Source organism: Pseudomonas sp. Pseusp49, from assembly GCF_059491875.1.
On sequence record NZ_CP168514.1, the window covers coordinates 4264851 to 4283400 of the forward strand.

The 18550-nt window shown below is 61.4% G+C and carries 12 protein-coding genes; 11 read left to right on the plus strand and 1 reads right to left on the minus strand.

The annotated features are described in order from the left end of the window. Window positions 1–104: 104 nt before the first annotated feature. A complete protein-coding gene (locus ACEN83_RS19090) occupies window positions 105–2270 on the minus strand; it encodes a M48 family metallopeptidase (protein WP_495578080.1) in 2166 nt (721 codons plus the stop codon). Between the two features lie 698 nt (window positions 2271–2968). Here ACEN83_RS19090 and ACEN83_RS19095 point away from each other — a divergent pair. From ACEN83_RS19095 to ACEN83_RS19145, 11 genes are all read left to right on the plus strand, one after another. After that, window positions 2969–3721: a hypothetical protein gene (locus ACEN83_RS19095; RefSeq protein WP_007978741.1), complete on the plus strand. Its 753-nt coding sequence runs from the start codon at window positions 2969–2971 to the stop codon at window positions 3719–3721. A gap of 68 nt (window positions 3722–3789) precedes the next feature. Further along, entirely contained in the window at window positions 3790–4323 is a 534-nt protein-coding gene (gene tssB, locus ACEN83_RS19100; RefSeq protein ID WP_007978739.1) for a type VI secretion system contractile sheath small subunit, read from the plus strand. 10 nt (window positions 4324–4333) lie between these two features. Next, window positions 4334–5836, plus strand: coding sequence for a type VI secretion system contractile sheath large subunit (gene tssC, locus ACEN83_RS19105; RefSeq protein WP_007978737.1), 1503 nt, complete (start codon window positions 4334–4336; stop codon window positions 5834–5836). 25 nt (window positions 5837–5861) lie between these two features. Next, complete coding sequence (tssE, locus tag ACEN83_RS19110; RefSeq protein ID WP_102701753.1) at window positions 5862–6344, plus strand: type VI secretion system baseplate subunit TssE; 483 nt, start codon at window positions 5862–5864, stop codon at window positions 6342–6344. Beyond that, window positions 6344–8176: a type VI secretion system baseplate subunit TssF gene (gene tssF / locus ACEN83_RS19115; RefSeq protein ID WP_116581629.1), complete on the plus strand. Its 1833-nt coding sequence runs from the start codon at window positions 6344–6346 to the stop codon at window positions 8174–8176. Before tssE ends, tssF begins: the two co-directional genes overlap by 1 nt. After that, on the plus strand, window positions 8140–9210 hold the full coding sequence (gene tssG, locus ACEN83_RS19120) for a type VI secretion system baseplate subunit TssG (RefSeq protein ID WP_495578081.1): 1071 nt from the start codon (window positions 8140–8142) through the stop codon (window positions 9208–9210). The genes tssF and tssG overlap by 37 nt, the downstream gene beginning before the upstream one ends. After that, window positions 9207–11810 (plus strand): type VI secretion system ATPase TssH, encoded by a 2604-nt coding sequence (gene tssH / locus ACEN83_RS19125; protein WP_495578082.1) that lies wholly within the window; start codon window positions 9207–9209, stop codon window positions 11808–11810. The genes tssG and tssH overlap by 4 nt, the downstream gene beginning before the upstream one ends. A gap of 23 nt (window positions 11811–11833) precedes the next feature. Further along, on the plus strand, window positions 11834–12580 hold the full coding sequence (gene tssJ, locus ACEN83_RS19130) for a type VI secretion system lipoprotein TssJ (RefSeq protein ID WP_495578083.1): 747 nt from the start codon (window positions 11834–11836) through the stop codon (window positions 12578–12580). Beyond that, window positions 12577–13920 carry a type VI secretion system baseplate subunit TssK gene (gene tssK, locus ACEN83_RS19135; RefSeq protein ID WP_007978722.1) on the plus strand — a complete coding sequence of 448 codons (1344 nt, stop codon included), beginning with the start codon at window positions 12577–12579 and terminating at the stop codon, window positions 13918–13920. Before tssJ ends, tssK begins: the two co-directional genes overlap by 4 nt. Next, entirely contained in the window at window positions 13917–14630 is a 714-nt protein-coding gene (gene icmH / locus ACEN83_RS19140; protein WP_495578084.1) for a type IVB secretion system protein IcmH/DotU, read from the plus strand. The genes tssK and icmH overlap by 4 nt, the downstream gene beginning before the upstream one ends. A gap of 30 nt (window positions 14631–14660) precedes the next feature. Then, window positions 14661–18548 carry a type VI secretion protein IcmF/TssM N-terminal domain-containing protein gene (locus ACEN83_RS19145; RefSeq protein ID WP_495578085.1) on the plus strand — a complete coding sequence of 1296 codons (3888 nt, stop codon included), beginning with the start codon at window positions 14661–14663 and terminating at the stop codon, window positions 18546–18548. Window positions 18549–18550 lie beyond the last annotated feature (2 nt).

Below are 18550 nucleotides of genomic sequence, written 5' to 3' on the forward strand. Positions count from 1 at the left end.
TGCCTTTCAAAACAACCAACTGCAAGGGCTGCCTTCAGATCTTCATCAGCTTTGCGCAGGGAGCCATTGAACCCGGAACCCCACGCTGCCGATGCTGAAAGCCTTCAAGCCTGCTCGAATCGCTGCTGCAGCAAGTGCCGTGCAGTACCGGCATTGAGGTAGGTCCCTATCAGTTCCGCCAATTGCTCATTCTTGAGCTTTTTGTCGTCCCGGCAGAACTGAATCAACTGTAACTGGACCCAGCGCTTTTTCTTGTCGAGCTTGGCATCAGGGGAAAAAAACGAGCGCGAGGCCAACTCAGGCATGGGGGCATCGTCTTCCAGCAGCAAATTCAGGTGCAGCCCCTGCCCCATTTGCAGGCCAAAATCAGCAACGTGCCGGATCGGCAGTGGTGCCTTCAGGTTGGCAAAAACGAAGTGCTCGGGCGTCAGCAGCAACGCGGTCTTGTTCGCCCGCTTGAGCAAGCGCAACGAAAACGGCAGCAGGCATGCCATCAATACAACGAGCACCCCACCAGCGACCAGTATCATCGATTTGTTACTCCCCAAAGCCTGCGGCAACAGCCACGGCAAGACCAGCAGGCCCAAGCCCAGCAGCAAAAAGAGCGAGAAGCAACCCAGGGTAATCCACCCGCGCAATCGTGCGCCTTCATGCAGTCGGACTTCCTCCGTGGCATTACCGGCATGGCTACGCAACGCTTGCACCACCGCCGCATCCTGCTCCACGTAGTGGCCGAGAAAGTCCTCGGTAATGCGCGCACGCAATGCCTGGGGATCGGCAAAATAGTGATCCATCGCGGCGCTGGCCTGTGCCGCGATGATCGGGCGGGTGCCGCGGCTGACGGCCTCTTCGACCGTGACTTGCAGGGACGCCAGCCGCTCGCGGTTGGAGGGGTGAGTGTCCGACGGATGAGGCAGGCTGGCTGCCATTTCCTCCTCGGGCAGGGTCAGCGGCTGCGCGGCAAGTTCCTGCAGTACGCTGCCTGGCAAGTCGCGGGTCAGGACGTGCTCGGCACTCGGGTTGGTCGCGCGGACCACATGGGTCGAAACACCCTGGTGCAACAAGGGGTCGATGGCAGAGATGCGCACCAGCGCCGAAGCGATGGCGATGTTTCCCGTCAACTGCGCACCCGCCGCGTCCGCCGCCAGCTCCCGCACGCGGCTCCAGTGGTTCACCGCATGATCGAAACGCTCCATGAAATACTCACCGAGCATGAAGGCCGGCCACAGCGTCGTGCGTTGCAGCACATCGCTTTGCAGCATTGTCTCGGCAATCACCCCGAGACTGCGGCCGATACCCTCGTAGATCGGTACGAAGCGCAGGCTGTACTCGGTATCGGCACCGGCGAAGTGCGCCAGTTCGTGGCCGATGACCGCGCCGGTTTCTGCCGAATCGAGCAAGCCCAGGTACATCATCGGCAGGTGCAGGGTGCGGCCCTTGAGCGCGGTGCCTGACGGGAGCAGGTTGACGTCGCTGGAGGTGACGTAAAAGCCTTCGGTCATGCCCAGCACGATGTGCTCGGGTGCCAGCGCGCCGAGTTGATCCGCCAGTTCGCGAACAAAGGCCCACAGCGCTGGCGCCTGTTCCGGTGTGACCACCTGGCCCAGCACGCTCATCGGCGTGGACTGGAACATGTGCAGCATGACCGGCAGCTGCTTGCCCATCTGCCAGATCGAATACAGGAAACCGAGCATCAGCATCAGCACGATGAGCATCAGCTTGAATTCACCAGTGGCCATTTTCCCCATGTGCCACAGCCCCAGGCCTTCGAAACCGAGGATGGCCGCTACCGCCGCGCCCATGGCGACGATGTGCCCCACCAGCAGGTACGGCAACAGGCGGCTCACCCGGCTGAAGGTGTGCAGCAATCGTTCACGGGAATGACTCGCGCGGGCACCGGCCCAACGCAGACCCAGCAACCCCAGCACACCGACCAGCGAGGCCAGCAGGCCGAGGGCGATGACGCCCTTGGCCAGGTTGTTCATCACGGCTGCCACCGGTTGCAGGATGGTCAGTTCATGCTCGACTTGGGTAACGAGCGACAATGCCTGGTGAACGCCCATGCTCTCACCGTTGATATCGACCTTGGCCGAGCGTGAGAACGGCTTGGCGACCATCGCTTCGATTTCGGGACGCATCACGCCCAACTCGGCTTTGGCTTCGGCGAAGTCCCGAATGCTCTCGGTACTGCGTTGCAACTCCCAAACGCCAAACAAACCAAGGCAAAGCGGCAGGAGAATAAGTACGGCAATGAGTTTCAACGTTCTCATGAGACAGGGCCTCAATAGTCGCGTCGCCAGATATCCGTGGCGAGCATAAATTCCATTTAACAAAGGCCCGAAAGGCCTCACGCTATTGCACGGCCCGACATGAAAGTTACGGGGTGCACTCGTACCCGGCGCGTTATACAGAAATATCGACTGTATGTAACGCCAAATTGCCCGAACACTCGTTCAGCAATGGAAATTACGCCTTGTATATCCCGGATACTCTGAGATGCCATCACTTCCTTGCCCGCTATATGACACTTATCCTTCAATCTTTTCTTTAACAGACCCTCAAGCGGGCATTGGGTGAACCGGTTCACCTTTTACAAATTATTTTCAATTAAAAATTGGATCCACCACGCCTCTGAAACCATTGAATTGACTGGCTTTCGGAACTGTCTGACAGACACATCCTGTAAGTGGTGGCACTAAGGCATCATTGCAGCATGTAACAAAAACGAGAAAAAATCCGCCCCCGAATGAACTTTTCGATACGACGTGTTGCCATACACGACGTTACTGGCAACTCAATATCCATATGCCAGCATCACACTCCCGGTTGTTTCCGGTAGTGTGATTTTTTGATGACGAACACCAGCAATCACTTCTCGTGGACGGATGTCCACTTGTGAATCAAGTCACTCGACATGCTCTCCGGTTTTATTCCAGGAAGGTGCGAAGTGCTCAAGGACGATGTACCGATGACTCAGACGTTTTTCGATGTTGAAGCATTGATCCAGCTGCGAAGCCAGACCCGGGCCATTTCCGATGCGCTCAAGGCGCAGGCCTCGGATTATCTGGCGACCCTGGCTTTGCTGATTCGTCCGCAAGCGTTTTTCGGTGAATACCTGCAAGGTGCGCAACGCAGCAGCGGGCGCGAGACCCAGCACCATTTCAAGGAACTCAAGGAGCTCTTCGACCGCATCGGCTCGGCCGCTCCGTTCCAGCTGGTCAATGAACTCGAAGTGCCCCTCAACCTGCTCAGTACGACCCCGCAATTGTTTGCGCTGGAGTACGACAAGGTGCTGTCCCAAAGCGGCCAATCCATTCGCATCACCAGCCCCGTGCGCTGGGTGGTGGGCTTCAGTTCGTTCGACCTGGCCCGTTTTCGCACCGTCATCAAAGACCCCAATCGCAGCAGCGCCGAGCTGTACCGCTTCGTGGTGCATTACCTGGTGCTGTTCTACTGCCTGAGCAAGTCGCCCGGCATCAGCCGCCTGCTCGAAGGCCTGCGTTTCCCCGTCAGTTTCGAGCGCCTGAAGGAGTTCGGCGACCTGCCCTTCTGCGTCATCAGCTCGCCGGTTCGCTCGCAGTTGCCGGACGAGGCCGTGATCCGCAGCAGCACCCAGATCGCCGGCAACACCAGCTTCGAGGAGTTGGTGGGGCACGCCAACATCATGGAAATGAACGATGAAATCCGTCAGCGCCTGCTGCTGACGATCGAAGGAATGTAACGCGCTCGGCCACCCATTGAACCGACACGCAAACGACTTGCAGCGAATTGTTCGCACAGGAGATCACGATGGCGAAGAAGGAAAGTACCCAGCACAAACTCGACCGCGTCCGCGCGCCTCGGGTCCATATCACCTACGACGTGGATATCGGTGACGCTCAGGAAAAGAAAGAGCTGCCCTTTGTCGTCGGTGTGCTGGGCGATTTCTCCGGCAACCCGCTGGAGCCGCTGCCGAAGCTCAAGGACCGCAAGTTCATTTTCATCGACCGCGACAACTTCAACGGCGTGCTCAAGGGCATCAAGCCGCGCCTGACCTACCGCGTCGACAACACCCTGGCGAAAAACGGCACGCAGCTGGGCGTCGAGCTCAACTTCAATGCCCTCGAAGACTTCGAACCGCAGAACGTGGTCAAGCAGGTCGAGCCGCTGCGCAAGCTGCTGGAAGTGCGCAACAAGCTGGCGGACCTGCGCAACAAGATGGGCGGCAACGACAAGCTCGAAGAGCTGCTGATGGACGTATTGCAGAACACCGAGAAGTTGAAAACCCTGGGCAAGGAATTCGGCCGTGAAGCCGCCGTTCCGGCCACCGACGGCAAAGCGTAGGAGCCTGACGATGAACGACAAGCAAACCGTGACTCAACAGGACAGCACGCTGGTTGAAGTGGACAGCTTCACCGCGCAATCCTCGTTGCTCGACAGCATCATTTCCGAAAGCCGCGTGGCCCGTTCCGAGACTGAACGCACCCGTACCCGCGACCTGATCGGCGAACTGGTCAACCAGATCCTGGAAGGCGAAATGACGCCGAGCAAGGACCTGATCGCCGTGCTCGATGCGCGTATCGCCGAGATCGACGCGATGCTCTCCGAGCAGATGAACGAAATCATGCACGCCAGTGAGTTCCAGCAGCTGGAAGCCTCCTGGCGCGGCCTGAAGTATCAGGTGGACCAGACCGAGACCAGCACCACGCTGAAGATCCACTTGCTCAACGCGTCGAAGAAAGACCTGGTACGCGACCTCAAGGCCGCTTCCGAATTCGACCAGAGCGCGCTGTTCAAGAAGATCTACGAAGAAGAATACGGCACCTTCGGCGGTGCACCGTTCGGCATGCTGCTGGGTGACTACGAGTTCAACCGCAGCCCGGAAGACATGTACCTGCTCGAAGAGATTTCCCACGTCGCCGCGGCCGCCCATGCGCCGTTCATCTCGGCGGCTTCGCCTGAGCTGTTTGGCTGGGATTCGTTCACCGACATGTCCGGCCCACGGGATCTGGCGAAGATTTTCGACACCGTCGAATACGCCAAGTGGAAGTCGTTCCGCGCCTCGGAAGACTCGCGTTATGTCGGCCTGACCCTGCCCCACGTGCTCGGTCGCCTGCCTTACGGCCCGGATACCACGCCGGTCGAGGAATTCAACTTTGTCGAAAGCGTCGACGGACGCGACCACAACAAGTACCTGTGGATGAACGCCGCCTACGCGCTGGGCACCCGGGTCACCGATGCGTTTTCCCGTTACGGCTGGTGCGTAGCGATTCGTGGCGTCGAGGGTGGTGGCCTGGTGGAAGGCCTGCCGACCCACACGTTCAAGACCGATGACGGTGAAATCGCCCTCAAGTGCCCGACCGAGATCGCGATCACCGACCGCCGTGAAAAAGAGCTGTCGGACCTCGGCTTCATTCCGCTGGTGCACTGCAAGGGCACGGACTACGCCGCGTTCTTCGGCACCCAGTCGGCGCAGAAGCAGAAGCAGTACAACACCGACATCGCCAACGCCAACGCCCGGCTTTCCGCGCAGTTGCAGTACATCTTCGCCACCTCGCGCATCGCCCACTACATGAAGGCGATCATGCGCGACAAGATCGGCAGCTTCGCCTCGCGCAAGGATGTCGAGCTGTTCCTCAACAAGTGGCTGTCGAGCTACGTGCTGCTGGACGACACCGCGAGCCAGGAAGCCAAGGCCAAGTTCCCGTTGCGCGAAGCCCGCGCCGAGGTGTTCGAAGTGCCGGGCAAGCCGGGGGTGTACAAGGCCGTGACCTACCTGCGCCCGCACTACCAACTGGACGAGCTCACCGCTTCGTTGCGCCTGGTGGCTGAATTGCCGCAATCGACCCGCGGCTGATCGAGCACATTGCCAGGGAGGCAATATGAGTAGTCAACACAAGCTGTTGCCATCACTGCTGGACCGGTTGCTGGACGATCGTCCGCACCAGTCCATCGAAGCGTCATCGCAGCGCTTGTGTTCGCTGGCCGATTACAAGGCCAGCATCGTTCGCGACCTGGAGATCCTGGTCAACACCCGCCAGTCCCTGGTCGCCAACGAGCTGGAAGGCTTCGTCAATCTGGGCGGCACCATCCTCGACTACGGCATGCCGGATTTCACCAGTCGCAGCGTGCTTGACCCCAAGGATCGCCTGTTGATCCAGCGGCAACTGGAGAAGGCGATCTCGGTCGGCGACCGGCGCTTTCGCAGCGTCAAAGTCCAACTGCTCGCCCAACAGACCGGCCAACGCATGCTGACCTTTCGCGTGGACGCGGTCCTGCGCCTGCAGGACGTCACCCGTCAGGTGTCCTTCGACGCGGTGCTGCAGGTCAACACCCAGGAATACAAAGTGCAGAACCTCAACTGATGCTCGACGATCTGCTGCCCTATTACGAAAAGGAACTGTCGCACCTGCGCTTTTTGGGCCAGGAGTTTGCGAGCCAGTATCCGAAAATCGCTTCGCGGTTGCTCATCGAGGGCGATAACTGCGAAGACCCGCATACCGAGCGCTTGATCGAAGCCTTCTCGTTCCTGTCTGCACGGGTACACAAAAAACTCGACGACGAGCTGCCGGAAATCGTCGAGTCGTTTCTCGAAGTGCTGTACCCGCACTACCTGCGCCCTACCCCGTCGATGTCGATCGTCGAGTTCAACCTGGGCAAGCAGGAAAAAGTCACCGAAGCCTTCCACGTGCCCCGGCATACCGAAATCAGTGCCAACCCGATCGATGGCGTGGTGTGTAAATTCCGCACCTGCTACCCGGTCGAACTGTGGCCGGTGGCGGTGCAACAGGCGTCGTTCATCGAGATGGAACGTTCGGCGTTCAACGGCCACAGCGCTGACCTGGTCGCACGCTTGCGCATCGGCCTGGTGGCGACCGGCGACATGATGTTCGGCAAGCTGGAACTGGACCGCCTGCGGTTCTTCCTCGACGGCGAAAGCACGTTGATGCTGCAACTGTACGAACTGCTGTTCAACAACCTGGCCAAGGCCACGCTGACCTTCGAAGATCAGGGCCGCACCCGCGAAGTCGCCTTGCCGGCCAACGCGCTGAAAACCGTCGGCTATGGCCTGGACGAAGGCCTGGTGGATTACTCCGAGCGCTCGTTCCTCGGTTACCGCTTGCTCCACGAGTACTTCACCTTCCCCGACAAGTTCATGTTCTTCGACCTGTCGGGCTTTGCACGGATTCTGGCAGGCAAGGAGGTCGAGAACGTCGAGGTCAATTTCTACTTCTCCGACTATGACCTGAGCGACCGCCTGGCGCGCCTGACGCAGAACATCGGGCGCAATAACTTCAAGCTCAATTGCACGCCGATCATCAATCTGTTCCGCCAGCAGGCCGAGCCGATCAAGTTGACCCACGCCCAGCACGAGTACGCGGTGACGCCGGATGTGCGCCTGCAAAGCTCGGCCGAAGTGGTGTCCATCGACCGCGTGCGACGCGTGCGCAAGGTGGGCAGCATCGATCAGGTCGGCACCTGCCATCCGTTTTTCGAGCCCCGTGGCGATCAGGGCCCGGGCCAGAGCTTCTGGATTGCCCGGCGTCGAGCCGTACAGACCGGCCAGCGCGATGGCTCGAACGTGTTTATCCGGGTGGTCGATCGAGAACTGGGGCTGATGGAAGCCAACAACGATACGTTGAGCATCCGCCTGACCTGCAGCAACCGCGACCTGCCGCTGATGTTGCCTTTCGGTGGCGAGCGCGGCGATTTCACTATCCCGGGCAACTCGGTGATCAAGGACATCCGTTGCCTGCGCAAGCCCACCGCCACCGCTCGCGTGCCGCTGGGCAACGGCGTGATCTGGCGACTGATTTCACACCTGTCGCTGAACCATATGTCGCTGGTGTCCCGTGGTCGCGAAGTGCTGCTGGAGCTGTTGTCGCTCTACAACTACCGCAACCTGTCGGCACTGCGCAAACAGATCAACGGCATCGTCTCGGTAAGCAGCGAGCCGGTGGTGGCGCGCATCGGCCACCCGCGGCCGAACTTCGTGCGCGGCGTCGGCATCACCCTCAATTTCGATGAAAGCCAATACACCGGCAGCGGTGTGTTTCTGTTCGGCATGGTGCTCGATCACTTCTTTGGTCAGTACTGCACCATGAACAGTTTTACCCAATTAACCCTTCGCACCTTGCAGCGCGAAAAGAGAGTCGTCCAATGGCCACCGCGAACCGGCGATCAACCCCTGGTCTGATCGACCAGGCAAGGGCTGAGCCGCACCGATTCGAGTTTTTCCAATTGGTGCGCCTGCTTCGCCTGCATTACAGCAGAACCGGGCGCATGGACCTGGAAACCCGACCGCACGAAGACCCTCTGCGTTTTCGCTCGCAGCTGTCGCTCAACTTCCCGGCCAGTGAAGTCAGCGACCTGCAGTTCGAGCGTGAAGGCAAGGTGTCCGTGGCCGGCCTGCCGCTGTCCGAGATGCAAGTCACCTTCATGGGCCTGGTCGGGCCATCGGGTGTGTTGCCGCGCCCGTACACCGAGCTGTTGATCGAGCGGCACGTCCAGTACCGCGATGACGCGGCCCATGCCTTCCTCGACATCTTTTCGCACCGCATGACCACGCTGTTCTACGAGGCCTGGCAAAAGTACAAGTTCTACATCGAGTACGAACGCAACGGTACTTCGGACTTCGATCGCTACCTGCTCAACCTGGTGGGTTTCGGGCCTGAGGCGCAGAAGCAGAAATTCGACCGGCAAGGCTCGCCCCTGCGCCGCGAACTGTTCAGCTATTTCTCCGGCCTGTTCGCCCAGAAACCACGCAACGCGTTGAACCTGGAAGCGATGCTGTCTTTTTATTTTTCGCTGCCGTTCAAGGTCAGGCCCTTTGCCGGTCGCTGGCTGAAACTCGACGCCGGCCAGTGCACGCAACTGGGGCGCAAGAACGCCGTGCTCGGGCAAAGCGCCGTCGCCGGCAACCGGGTCTGGGACTACCAGTCGTGCATACGCATCGAGATGGGTCCACTGGAGCTGGCCGACTATCAACGCTTCCAGCCAGGCACCGAGGACTACCGGAAACTGGTGGAACTGGTGCGTTTCTATGTCGGCGCCGAACTCGACTTCCAGTTGGCGCCCAGGCTCAAACCCCAGGCCGTGCCCGTTGCCCGCCTGGGGCGCCAAGGCAACGTTTCGCTGGGCTGGCTCGGCTGGCTCAAGCGCCCGGACGCCGACGTCGAGCCATCCCGTTGTGCCCTCTTCCACATTCCTTTTGATGGGGTCTCCCTGTGAACCTGAAGTCCCTGTTTGCCAAGCTCAACGACACCAGCCGCGCCGCCACTGAAAGCGCCGCCGCCTTGTGCCTGTCGGAACACCATTACGATGTCGAAATCGAGCACCTGTTGTTGCAGTTGCTCGACAGCCACGACAACGACCTGCCGGCCATCCTGCGTCATTACGACGTGGTGCCCGAACGCTTGCAGGCGCAGCTGGTGACGGCACTGGGGACGTTCAAGAAAGGCAATACGCGCACGCCGGCACTGTCGCCGCACCTGACCCGCATGATCGAACAGGCGTGGGTCCTGGCGTCCATCGAGTTCGGCCAGGCGCAGATCCGCACCGGTCATCTGTTGCAAGCCTTGCTCGATGACGACGAACTGCGCCGCGTGGTGGTCGCCAGCGCCGCCGAGCTTGAGAAAATCAACGCCGACGACTTGCGCGTCAACCTCGGCGCGCTGGTGGAAAGCAGCGCCGAGTCGAAACAGGCCAAACCGCTGGGCACGTCCGACGTCGCCAGCGCCGGCACGGTAAAAGGCAACGGCAAGACCCCGGCCCTCGATCAATACACCATCAACCTCACGCAAAGCGCTCGCGAAGGCCGGATCGACCCGGTGCTGGGCCGGGAGTTCGAGGTGCGGCAGATGGTCGACATCCTCACCCGCCGCCGCCAGAACAACCCGATCCTCACCGGTGAGGCCGGCGTCGGCAAAACCGCCGTGGTCGAAGGCCTGGCCCTGCGCATCATCCAGGGCGACGTGCCGTCGGTACTCAAGGGCGTCGCCATCCACACCCTGGACCTGGGTTTGTTGCAGGCCGGTGCCGGCGTGAAGGGCGAATTCGAAAACCGGCTCAAGTCGGTGATCGAAGAAACCAAACGCAGCCTGCACCCGATCATTCTGTTCATCGACGAAGCGCACACCCTGATCGGTTCGGGTGGCCAGGCCGGGCAGAACGATGCCGCCAACCTGCTCAAGCCAGCCCTGGCCCGGGGCGAACTGCGCACCATCGCCGCGACCACCTGGGCCGAGTACAAGAAGTACTTCGAGAAAGATGCCGCACTGGCCCGGCGCTTCCAGGTGGTGAAGGTCGAAGAGCCGGACGAAGACAAGGCGATCCACATGCTGCGCGGCCTGCTGGCCAAGATGCAGGAGCATCACAAGGTCACGGTGATGGACGAAGCGCTGGTGCAGGCCGTGCGCCTGTCCAATCGCTACATCACCGGCCGCCAGTTGCCGGACAAGGCCGTCAGCGTGCTGGACACCGCCTGCGCCCGGGTGGCCCTCGGTCAATCGGCGCAGCCGGGACCGCTGGAAGACTGCAAACGCCAGATCGACAACCTGCAGGCGGAAATCGCGGTACTGCAGCAGGAAGCCGCCAAAGGCAGCGACCACGCCCGACGCCTGACTGCACTCAATACCGAACTGCAAAGCGCACAGCAGACCCGCGACGCCCTCGAACAACAGTGGCAACGCGAACTGCAACTGGTGGAAAAACTCGGCGCCCTCAGCCACCCGGAGAATCAGACACCGGATGCCCAGGAGATTGCCGCGGTGCGCGCCGAACTGGCCAGCGTCCAGGGTGAGCAACCGCTGGTGCATGCCCTGGTGGATGGCGGGACCATCGGCGAAGTGATTTCCGGCTGGACCGGCATTCCGCTGGGCAAGATGCTGCGCGATGAAATCGAAACCGTGCAGCGCCTGCCGGCGTTGCTGGGCGAGCGGGTGCTCGGCCAGGACCACGCACTGCACGAAATCGGCAAGCGCATCAAGATTTCCCGCGCGCGCATGGAAGACCCGAACAAACCGATCGGCGTGTTCCTGCTGCTCGGCCCGAGCGGCGTCGGCAAGACCGAAACCGCACTGGCGCTGGCCGACACCCTGTACGGCGGTGAGCGCAACGTCATCACCATCAACATGTCCGAGTACCAGGAAGCCCACACCGTCTCCAGCCTCAAGGGTTCGCCACCGGGCTACGTCGGCTATGGCGAGGGCGGTGTGCTGACCGAAGCGGTGCGACGCAAGCCGTACAGCGTGGTGCTGCTCGATGAAGTGGAGAAAGCCCACCCGGACGTGCTCGAACTGTTTTTCCAGGTGTTCGACAAAGGCGTGCTGGATGACGGCGAAGGTCGCGAGATCAACTTCCGCAATACCGTGATCATCGTCACGTCCAACACCGGTACCGACCGCATCATGCAGTGGTGCCTGAATGCTCAGCCGCAACCGACGCCGCAGGACATCGTCGAAGGGCTGCGTGACGAGTTGAACCAGGTGTTCAAGCCCGCCTTCCTCGGCCGCCTGACCATCGTCCCCTACTACCCGGTCAAGGACGCGATTCTCGAACGCATCGTCGCGCTCAAGCTTGCGCGCATCCGCCAGCGCTTCGAGCGCAATCATCAAGCGCAGTTGAGCTATGACGAAGCACTGGTCAAGGCGATTGCCTCGCGCTGCACCGAGGTCGACAGCGGCGCCCGCAACATCGACAACATTTTGTCCCAGACCCTGATGCCGGAACTGGCCCAGCGGGTCCTGGAGCGCATGGCGCAGGACAAACCGATTCAGAGTTTGAACATCGAGTTGGGCAGCGACGGCGATTTCGCCTATCGCCTGAACTGATCGGGCATTAACAGGTAGTGGTCATGGACAAGAGATATTCAGGGAAGCGTCCCGCGAGGACGACGTTGGCCAAATGCCTGACGGCGGTGGCGATGATGACGGTACTCAGCGCCTGCGGCGTCACCGATCGGGTCGGCAAGCGGGTCGACAACACCTGGGCCGGCGACATGCTGTTCGAGGATAACGAGAAAGTCATCCTGACGTCCGACGGCGGCAATCAGCTCAACCCCGACGCGTCCGGCAAGCCGCTGTCGGTGGTGCTGCGGGTGTACCAGCTGACTTCGCTGGAGCGCTTTGCGTCGGTGGATGCCGACTCGCTGTGGGACGACCCGCAAAAGGCCCTCGGCAATACGCTGATCGAAAACCGCGAAATCACCTTGTTGCCGGGCATGGGGCAAGTCGACAAGTGGCCGCTGAACAAGGCGGCAGGTTATGTCGGTGTCGCGGCTTTTTTCCGCAGCGACGAGAACAGCCGCTGGAAGGTCGCGTTCGACGCCAACTCCCTGCGCAAGGACGGCATCTGGTTCTCCTCCGACGGCTTGCGTGTGCTGGTGGACAACAACACGGTGTCTGCCGTCAGTGGTGTCGATGTCCTCGATAAACCCAAGACCCAGGAACAACTGGCCAAAGCCGCTGAGCAACCGGCCGAACCCACGCTGACCGAGCGCGTGCAGGACGCCGTGGTGCAAAAAGCCCAGGACCAGGCGAGTGCCTCCGCGCAAAAAGCCGTGGAATCGAAATTGAATTCATTATTGGAAAGCGCTCAATGAGTAAGCAAAGCCGGGTGATGTGGTCCGAAGGTATGTTCCTTTTGCCACAACATTTCCAGTATCAGGATGAGTTCCACCAACATCAGCTGGCGCAGGCGACCCTGCGCAACACGCCTTTTCACTGGGGCGTGCAGCTGCTGGAAGTGGACGAGGAAGCCCTCGCCACCGGCTCCCTGCAGCTCAAGCGCCTGAAGCTGGTGTTTCCCGACGGCAGCCTGTTCGACGCACCGCAGCACGACCCGTTGCCGGCGGCCCGTGACCTGAAGGACCTGCTCAAGGGCAACGACCTGAAGGTCTACGCCGCGCTGAAACTGCCCGAGCCATTCGGCCTCAATTACGTCGAAGACGGCCAGGAACAGAAGACCGGGCGGCGCTTTCGCAAGCAGTTCGACACCTTGCCGGACCTCAACGAGGGCGACCTGGAAAACGAAATCACCAGCCTGCGCCTGAACGTGGTGATGCTGATCGACGGCGACAACCTCGATGGCTACACCTGGTGCCCGATTGCCCGGCTGTCGCGCAACAACATCGGCGGCTTCAACCTCGACGGGCATTTCGTGCACCCGACGCTGCACCTGGGCACCCACGACACCCTGGTCGGACTGGGCAAGCGTTTGCTCGGCGCCCTGCAATCCAAGAGCAAGGCGTTGTCGGGGCGGCGTCGCGAGCGCGCAGACCAGATTGCCGAATTTGGCTCCAGCGACGTCACCCTGTTCTGGCTGTTGAACACGGTGAACCGTGCCCACCCGAGCCTGGCGCACCTGCTCGCGCATCCGCGCCTGCACCCCGAGCGCTTGTATCTGTTCCTGGCCGAACTCGCCGGCGGCCTGCTGACGTTCTCGCTGGATACACAGCTCAACGACATCCCCGAATACGACCACCACGACCCGGCGGCCTCGCTGGTCAAGCTCGACGAGATGATTCGCGTGCTGCTCGACAACGTCGTGCCGAACCAGTGTGTGGTGATCAACCTGACCCAGACCAAACCCTCTTACTGGCAAGGGCAGTTGCACGACCCACGGCTGGCCGAGGCGGACTTCTACATCTCCGTGCACGCCGACATGCCGGGCGCAAGCCTGCTGGAGCTGGTGCCACGGGCGTTCAAGGTCGGCTCGCCGGAAGACATCGAAGTGGTGGTCAACAGCGCCATGCCCGGCGTCACCCTCAATCATTCGACCCGCCTGCCCAATGCGATTCCGGTGCGACTGGACAATCACTACTTCTCCATCGAGCCCCATGGCCGGGTGTATGAACGAATGATGAGCGCCCAGGCCATCTCTTTCTACGCGCCCAGCGCCTTCACCAACCTCAAGCTTGAACTGATGGCGGTACTCAAATGACCGAAGCCGTACTGCAAGGCGCCGTTGCGGCCGCCCGTGAAAAACCGACGCTCAAAGACCTGGTGCAAGACTTCATCAGCATGGCGCTGATCGTGCGCAAGGGCCGGCAAGTGACGTCGGTCAGCGCCTTCGAGGCCAGTGTCGACACCTTCTTCAAGGCACTGGAGCGCGATGCCCGCAGCGCCAACTACAGCGTCGAACAAGTGAAGGACACCCAGTACGCCCTGTGTGCGTTCCTCGATGAAAGCGTGTTGCGCTCCGGGGACAACGAGTTGCGCCGGCACTTTGAATTGCAGCCGCTGCAGTTCCGCTATTTCGGCGTGCACCTGGCCGGCGAAGGCTTCTTCGAAAAAATCGATGCCCTGCGTAGCGACGTCAAACAGCACCTCGATGTGCTCGAGGTCTACCACCTGTGCCTGGCCCTGGGTTTCGAAGGCAAGTTCAGCCTCGGGCAAAAGGATCAGCTGCGTTACCTGGCCAATACCCTGGGCCAGGACATCGCGCGTTATCGCAAGACACCCAAGGCCCTCTCGCCCGACTGGGCGTTGCCCGACCAGGTCTCGCAAATGCTGCGCCATGAAGTTCCCCTCTGGCTCTACCTGGCGCTGATTGCGCTGGTCTGCGCAGGTGTCTACCTGACGCTGGACTGGTTGCTGGCCAAGGACGTAGCCGCGTTGTCCGAACAAATCAGCCAGCTGTTCAGTGCCTGAGCACAGGTCAGGTAACCGAGTCAGGAAGACATGAAGACATTATTGCGTTTGTTGAAAAGCTTTTGGTTCCTCGTTCCCGCCCTGTGGCTGGCGAGCCTGGCGGTCTGCTGGTTCGTCGCGCCGCATGTGAGCTGGCTGCGCGGTTATGCGCCGGAGGCGATGGCGATCGTCAGCGCCTTCTACCTGCTGATCATTGTGCTGCGTCAGTACAAGCGTATCCGGGCGGAGCACAACCTTGAAAACCTGGTGCAGCTCGAAGTCGATCGCTCGCTCAAATCCGCCGGTGAGTTCCGCGATCAGCAGGTACTGCGCGAACGCCTCAAGCACGCCATCGCGATGCTGCGCACCGACCGCTCGGCCGGTGGCGGCGGCTCGTCGGCACTTTACGATTTGCCGTGGTACCTGGTCATCGGCATGTCCGCGGCGGGCAAGACCTCATTGCTGACCCGCTCTGGTCTTTCCGCAAGCATTGCCAGCAGCGCCAACGACACCGAAAGCGGCACCCAGCATTGCGATTGGTATTTCAGCCCCGAGGCCGTGATGATCGATACGGCCGGCCGTTACCTGCGGGACGACCCGTCGGCCAGCGAATTCGCCGCCTTCCTGCGCATGCTGAAAAAGCAACGCAGCAAGGCCGCCGTCAACGGTCTGGTGCTGGTGGTGAGCCTGCCTGAACTGCTGGCATGCAGTGCCGCCGAGCGCAACGAACTCGCCGCACAACTGGTGTCGCGCATCGAGGAGTACAACGCTTGCCTGGACGCCAGTCCACCGATCTACCTGATGCTGAGCAAGACCGATCAACTGCCGGGCTTCAGCCAGGCGTTCGAGGGCCTGGACCTGAACGAACGCCAGCAACCGCTGGGCATGACCTTCGGTTTGTCCGAGATCCGCAACCAAGGCCTGCGCCCGGTGCTGGATGCCAAGCTGGCCAACCTGCACAGCCATATTCGCCGTCACGTCGACGCCCAGATGATTGCGCTGGGTGCCGATGCCAACAGCGCACTGCTGAACTTCCCGAACTATTTCGCCGAACTGTCCGGGGTGCTGGAGCAGTTTCTCCAGCACTTCGCCGAGACCGGTCGCAGCGGTGCGCCGCTGTTGCTGCGCGGGCTGTATTTCACCAGCGCCCTGCAGACCGACCAGCAGCTGGGCCAGGTGTATGAAGACGACCTGGCCGAGTCGTTCGCCCTGCAACCGGAACATGAGCAACCGGAACATGAGCAAGGGTCGCCAGGCACCGGCAAGAAAATCAGCGACCGCAGCTATTTCATTACCGATACGTTCCGCCGGGTGATCTTCCCGGACCGTGACCTGACCCTTTATCAGTCGCGCCTTGGCAAGAACAGCTCCGTCAGCCCTGCCCTGCTGGGCCTGGCGGTACTGGCCGGCGTCGCGTTCATTGGCTGGCAAGCCCTGTCGTTCCAGAACAACCGTCAGTGGCTGGCCACGTTGCGCGAGCAACTGACCGAGCTGCAACAGTCCCCGGAGCGTGCCGGGTTGCTCGCCTCGGGCCAAGGCCTGGAGCTGTTGCGCGAGCAGCTATCGGCCATCGAGAAGAACCGTGCCAAAGGCGTGCCGTTGCAGCTGGGCGCAGGCCTGTATCGCGGTGACGATATCTACCGCGTCGCGCAAGCCGCCTATCTGCAACAACTGCGTACCCAGGCGCTGGAACCCGTCACCTTGCAACTGCAATTGCAGATGCGCGCCTTCAACGAGTTCGCCAAAACCATGGACCCGCAGAACAGCTTTGCAACTGCGTCGTCCAAGGCCGACGCTGCCAAAGGCCGTGCGCAAGGCCTGAAGCTGCCCACCCGCCTGAACGGCTTGCCGCGCAGTACCGGTGAGGCGGCCAGTCGCCTGAGCGGCGCGGCCAAGGGCGCGGCCAACAAGGCTCGCGGCGAAGCGCTGGCAGCACTGCGCAACCCGGCCACGGCCAGCGATGCCGCGGATTTGTCGGCGACCACCGGCGGGCTATCGTTGTCCGAGGAAATGCTCGGGCGCCTGGATGAGCGACAAGTCGCGTCCATCATCGAGTCCTATAACGCACTGAAGCTCTACCTGATGCTGACGCAACCCGGCACCCACCCGGACCCGGAGTTCGTCGGCGCTGCGTTGCCGGTGGCCTGGGCCAATACCGCCAGTGCCGACAACCCTGTCAGCACCGCGGTGATCCAGGACAACTCGCCGGTCTACGTGCAATTGCTCAAGAATGGCCAGGCACCGTCCTTGTCGCGTAACGAGCAACTCATCAGCGAAACCCGCAACAGCCTGAAGTCCTTCATGATTTCCAGCTCGCTGGTGGACCGTGAATACCTGCGCCTGCAACTCGAATCCAGCCGGCAGTTCCCGGCCGTGGGCTTGAGCGACCTGGTGCCGATGCCCGGCCGGCAGCTGCTGTACGGCACCGAGGCGGTGCCGGCGATTTTCACCCGCCAGGGTTGGGAGCAGTTCGTCAAGCCTGAGCTGATCAAGCTGGTGTCGGGCAACCTGCAGAACGAATCGGACTGGGTGCTCGACGGCGAAGGCGGCGACAGCATCGTGCAGAAAGCCAATTTCATCCGCGAGTTCATGACGCGCTACAAGCGCGACTACACCCAGGCCTGGTACACCCTGATCGACAGCGTCGGCGTTCGCCATTTCACCGACATGGCCAACGCCACCCAACAGCTGGCCCTGCTCAGCGACGTGCAGAACTCGCCGGTGAAAATCCTCCTGGCGGCGGTCAACGACAACACCCAATGGGATGTCCCGGCCCCCCGCGAAACACTGCCGGCGGGCGTCAAGCCCGATGACGGCTTCTGGAGCAGCGTCAGCGGGATTTTCGATGGCAAGAACACGTCGCCCAGCGCGCTGATTTCGCCTTTGCCGGCGGTCGATGACGGCAGCCTGGCGAAGCGCTTCGAGCCTGTGTCGCGGGTGTTCGCCGTGCAAAACGCCGAAGGTGCCGACAGCACGATCATGGACCGCTACCTCGCGGCCTTGCGCAAGCTCAAGGTGCGGATGAACAACATCCAGCGCTCCCAGGACGTTGGCAAGAGCAGCAAGCAGCTGATCAGCGAAACCCTCGAAGGGCTGCCAAGCGAAGTGACCAGCGTGCGCAACTATGTCGAGACCACCGTCGACACCAGCCAGGGTGGCCTGTCCGAATCGTTGCAGGGCCTGTTCAGCCTGCCGATCCAGTTTGCCTGGGAAACCCTGCGCGACCCGGCCGGCCAGCAGATTGCCAAGGCCTGGGCACAGCAGATCGCCAAGCCGTGGGAGCAGGTCATGGCGCACCGTTACCCGATTGCGCCAGGCAGCCGCAATGAAGCTTCGGTCAAGGACCTGCAGCGTTTCGTCGACCCGGAGTCCGGGCTGCTGCCGAACTTCAAGCGCAACGAAATCGGCAATCTGTCCGGTGGCGAAGGCCTGGGGATGAGCAGCAACAGCAAGGCAACGCCGCTGGTCAACCCGAACATGGTCAACAGCATCGACAAGGCCAGCTCGTTGGGTCAGGTGATCGCCAGCCTGTCGGACCGCGACAACGGCTTCGAGATCATGCTCGAACCTTCCGCCAACCTGACCGACATCATCTTCACCCTCGACGGCCAGGTGCAGCACTACCGCAACGGCAAGACCAGCTGGAGCCGCTTCTCCTGGCCGGGCACGACCACCACGCCGGGCGCACGCCTGGATGTGGTGACCCTGACCGGCGAGCGCATCACGGTGTTCGACTACCCGGGCCGCTGGGGCCTGCTGCGCATGAACGACAGCGCACGGGTCAGCGATCTGGACGGCATCCAGCAACGCTTCAGCTGGAACACCGGCAGTGGCCCGGTCAGCCTCGCCGTGCGCAACTACGGCGGCGTCAAGTTGACCGACCTGGCCAACGTCAAGGCCTTGAGCGCGCTCAACGCCAAAGAAGGGCAGGCGCTGTGAGC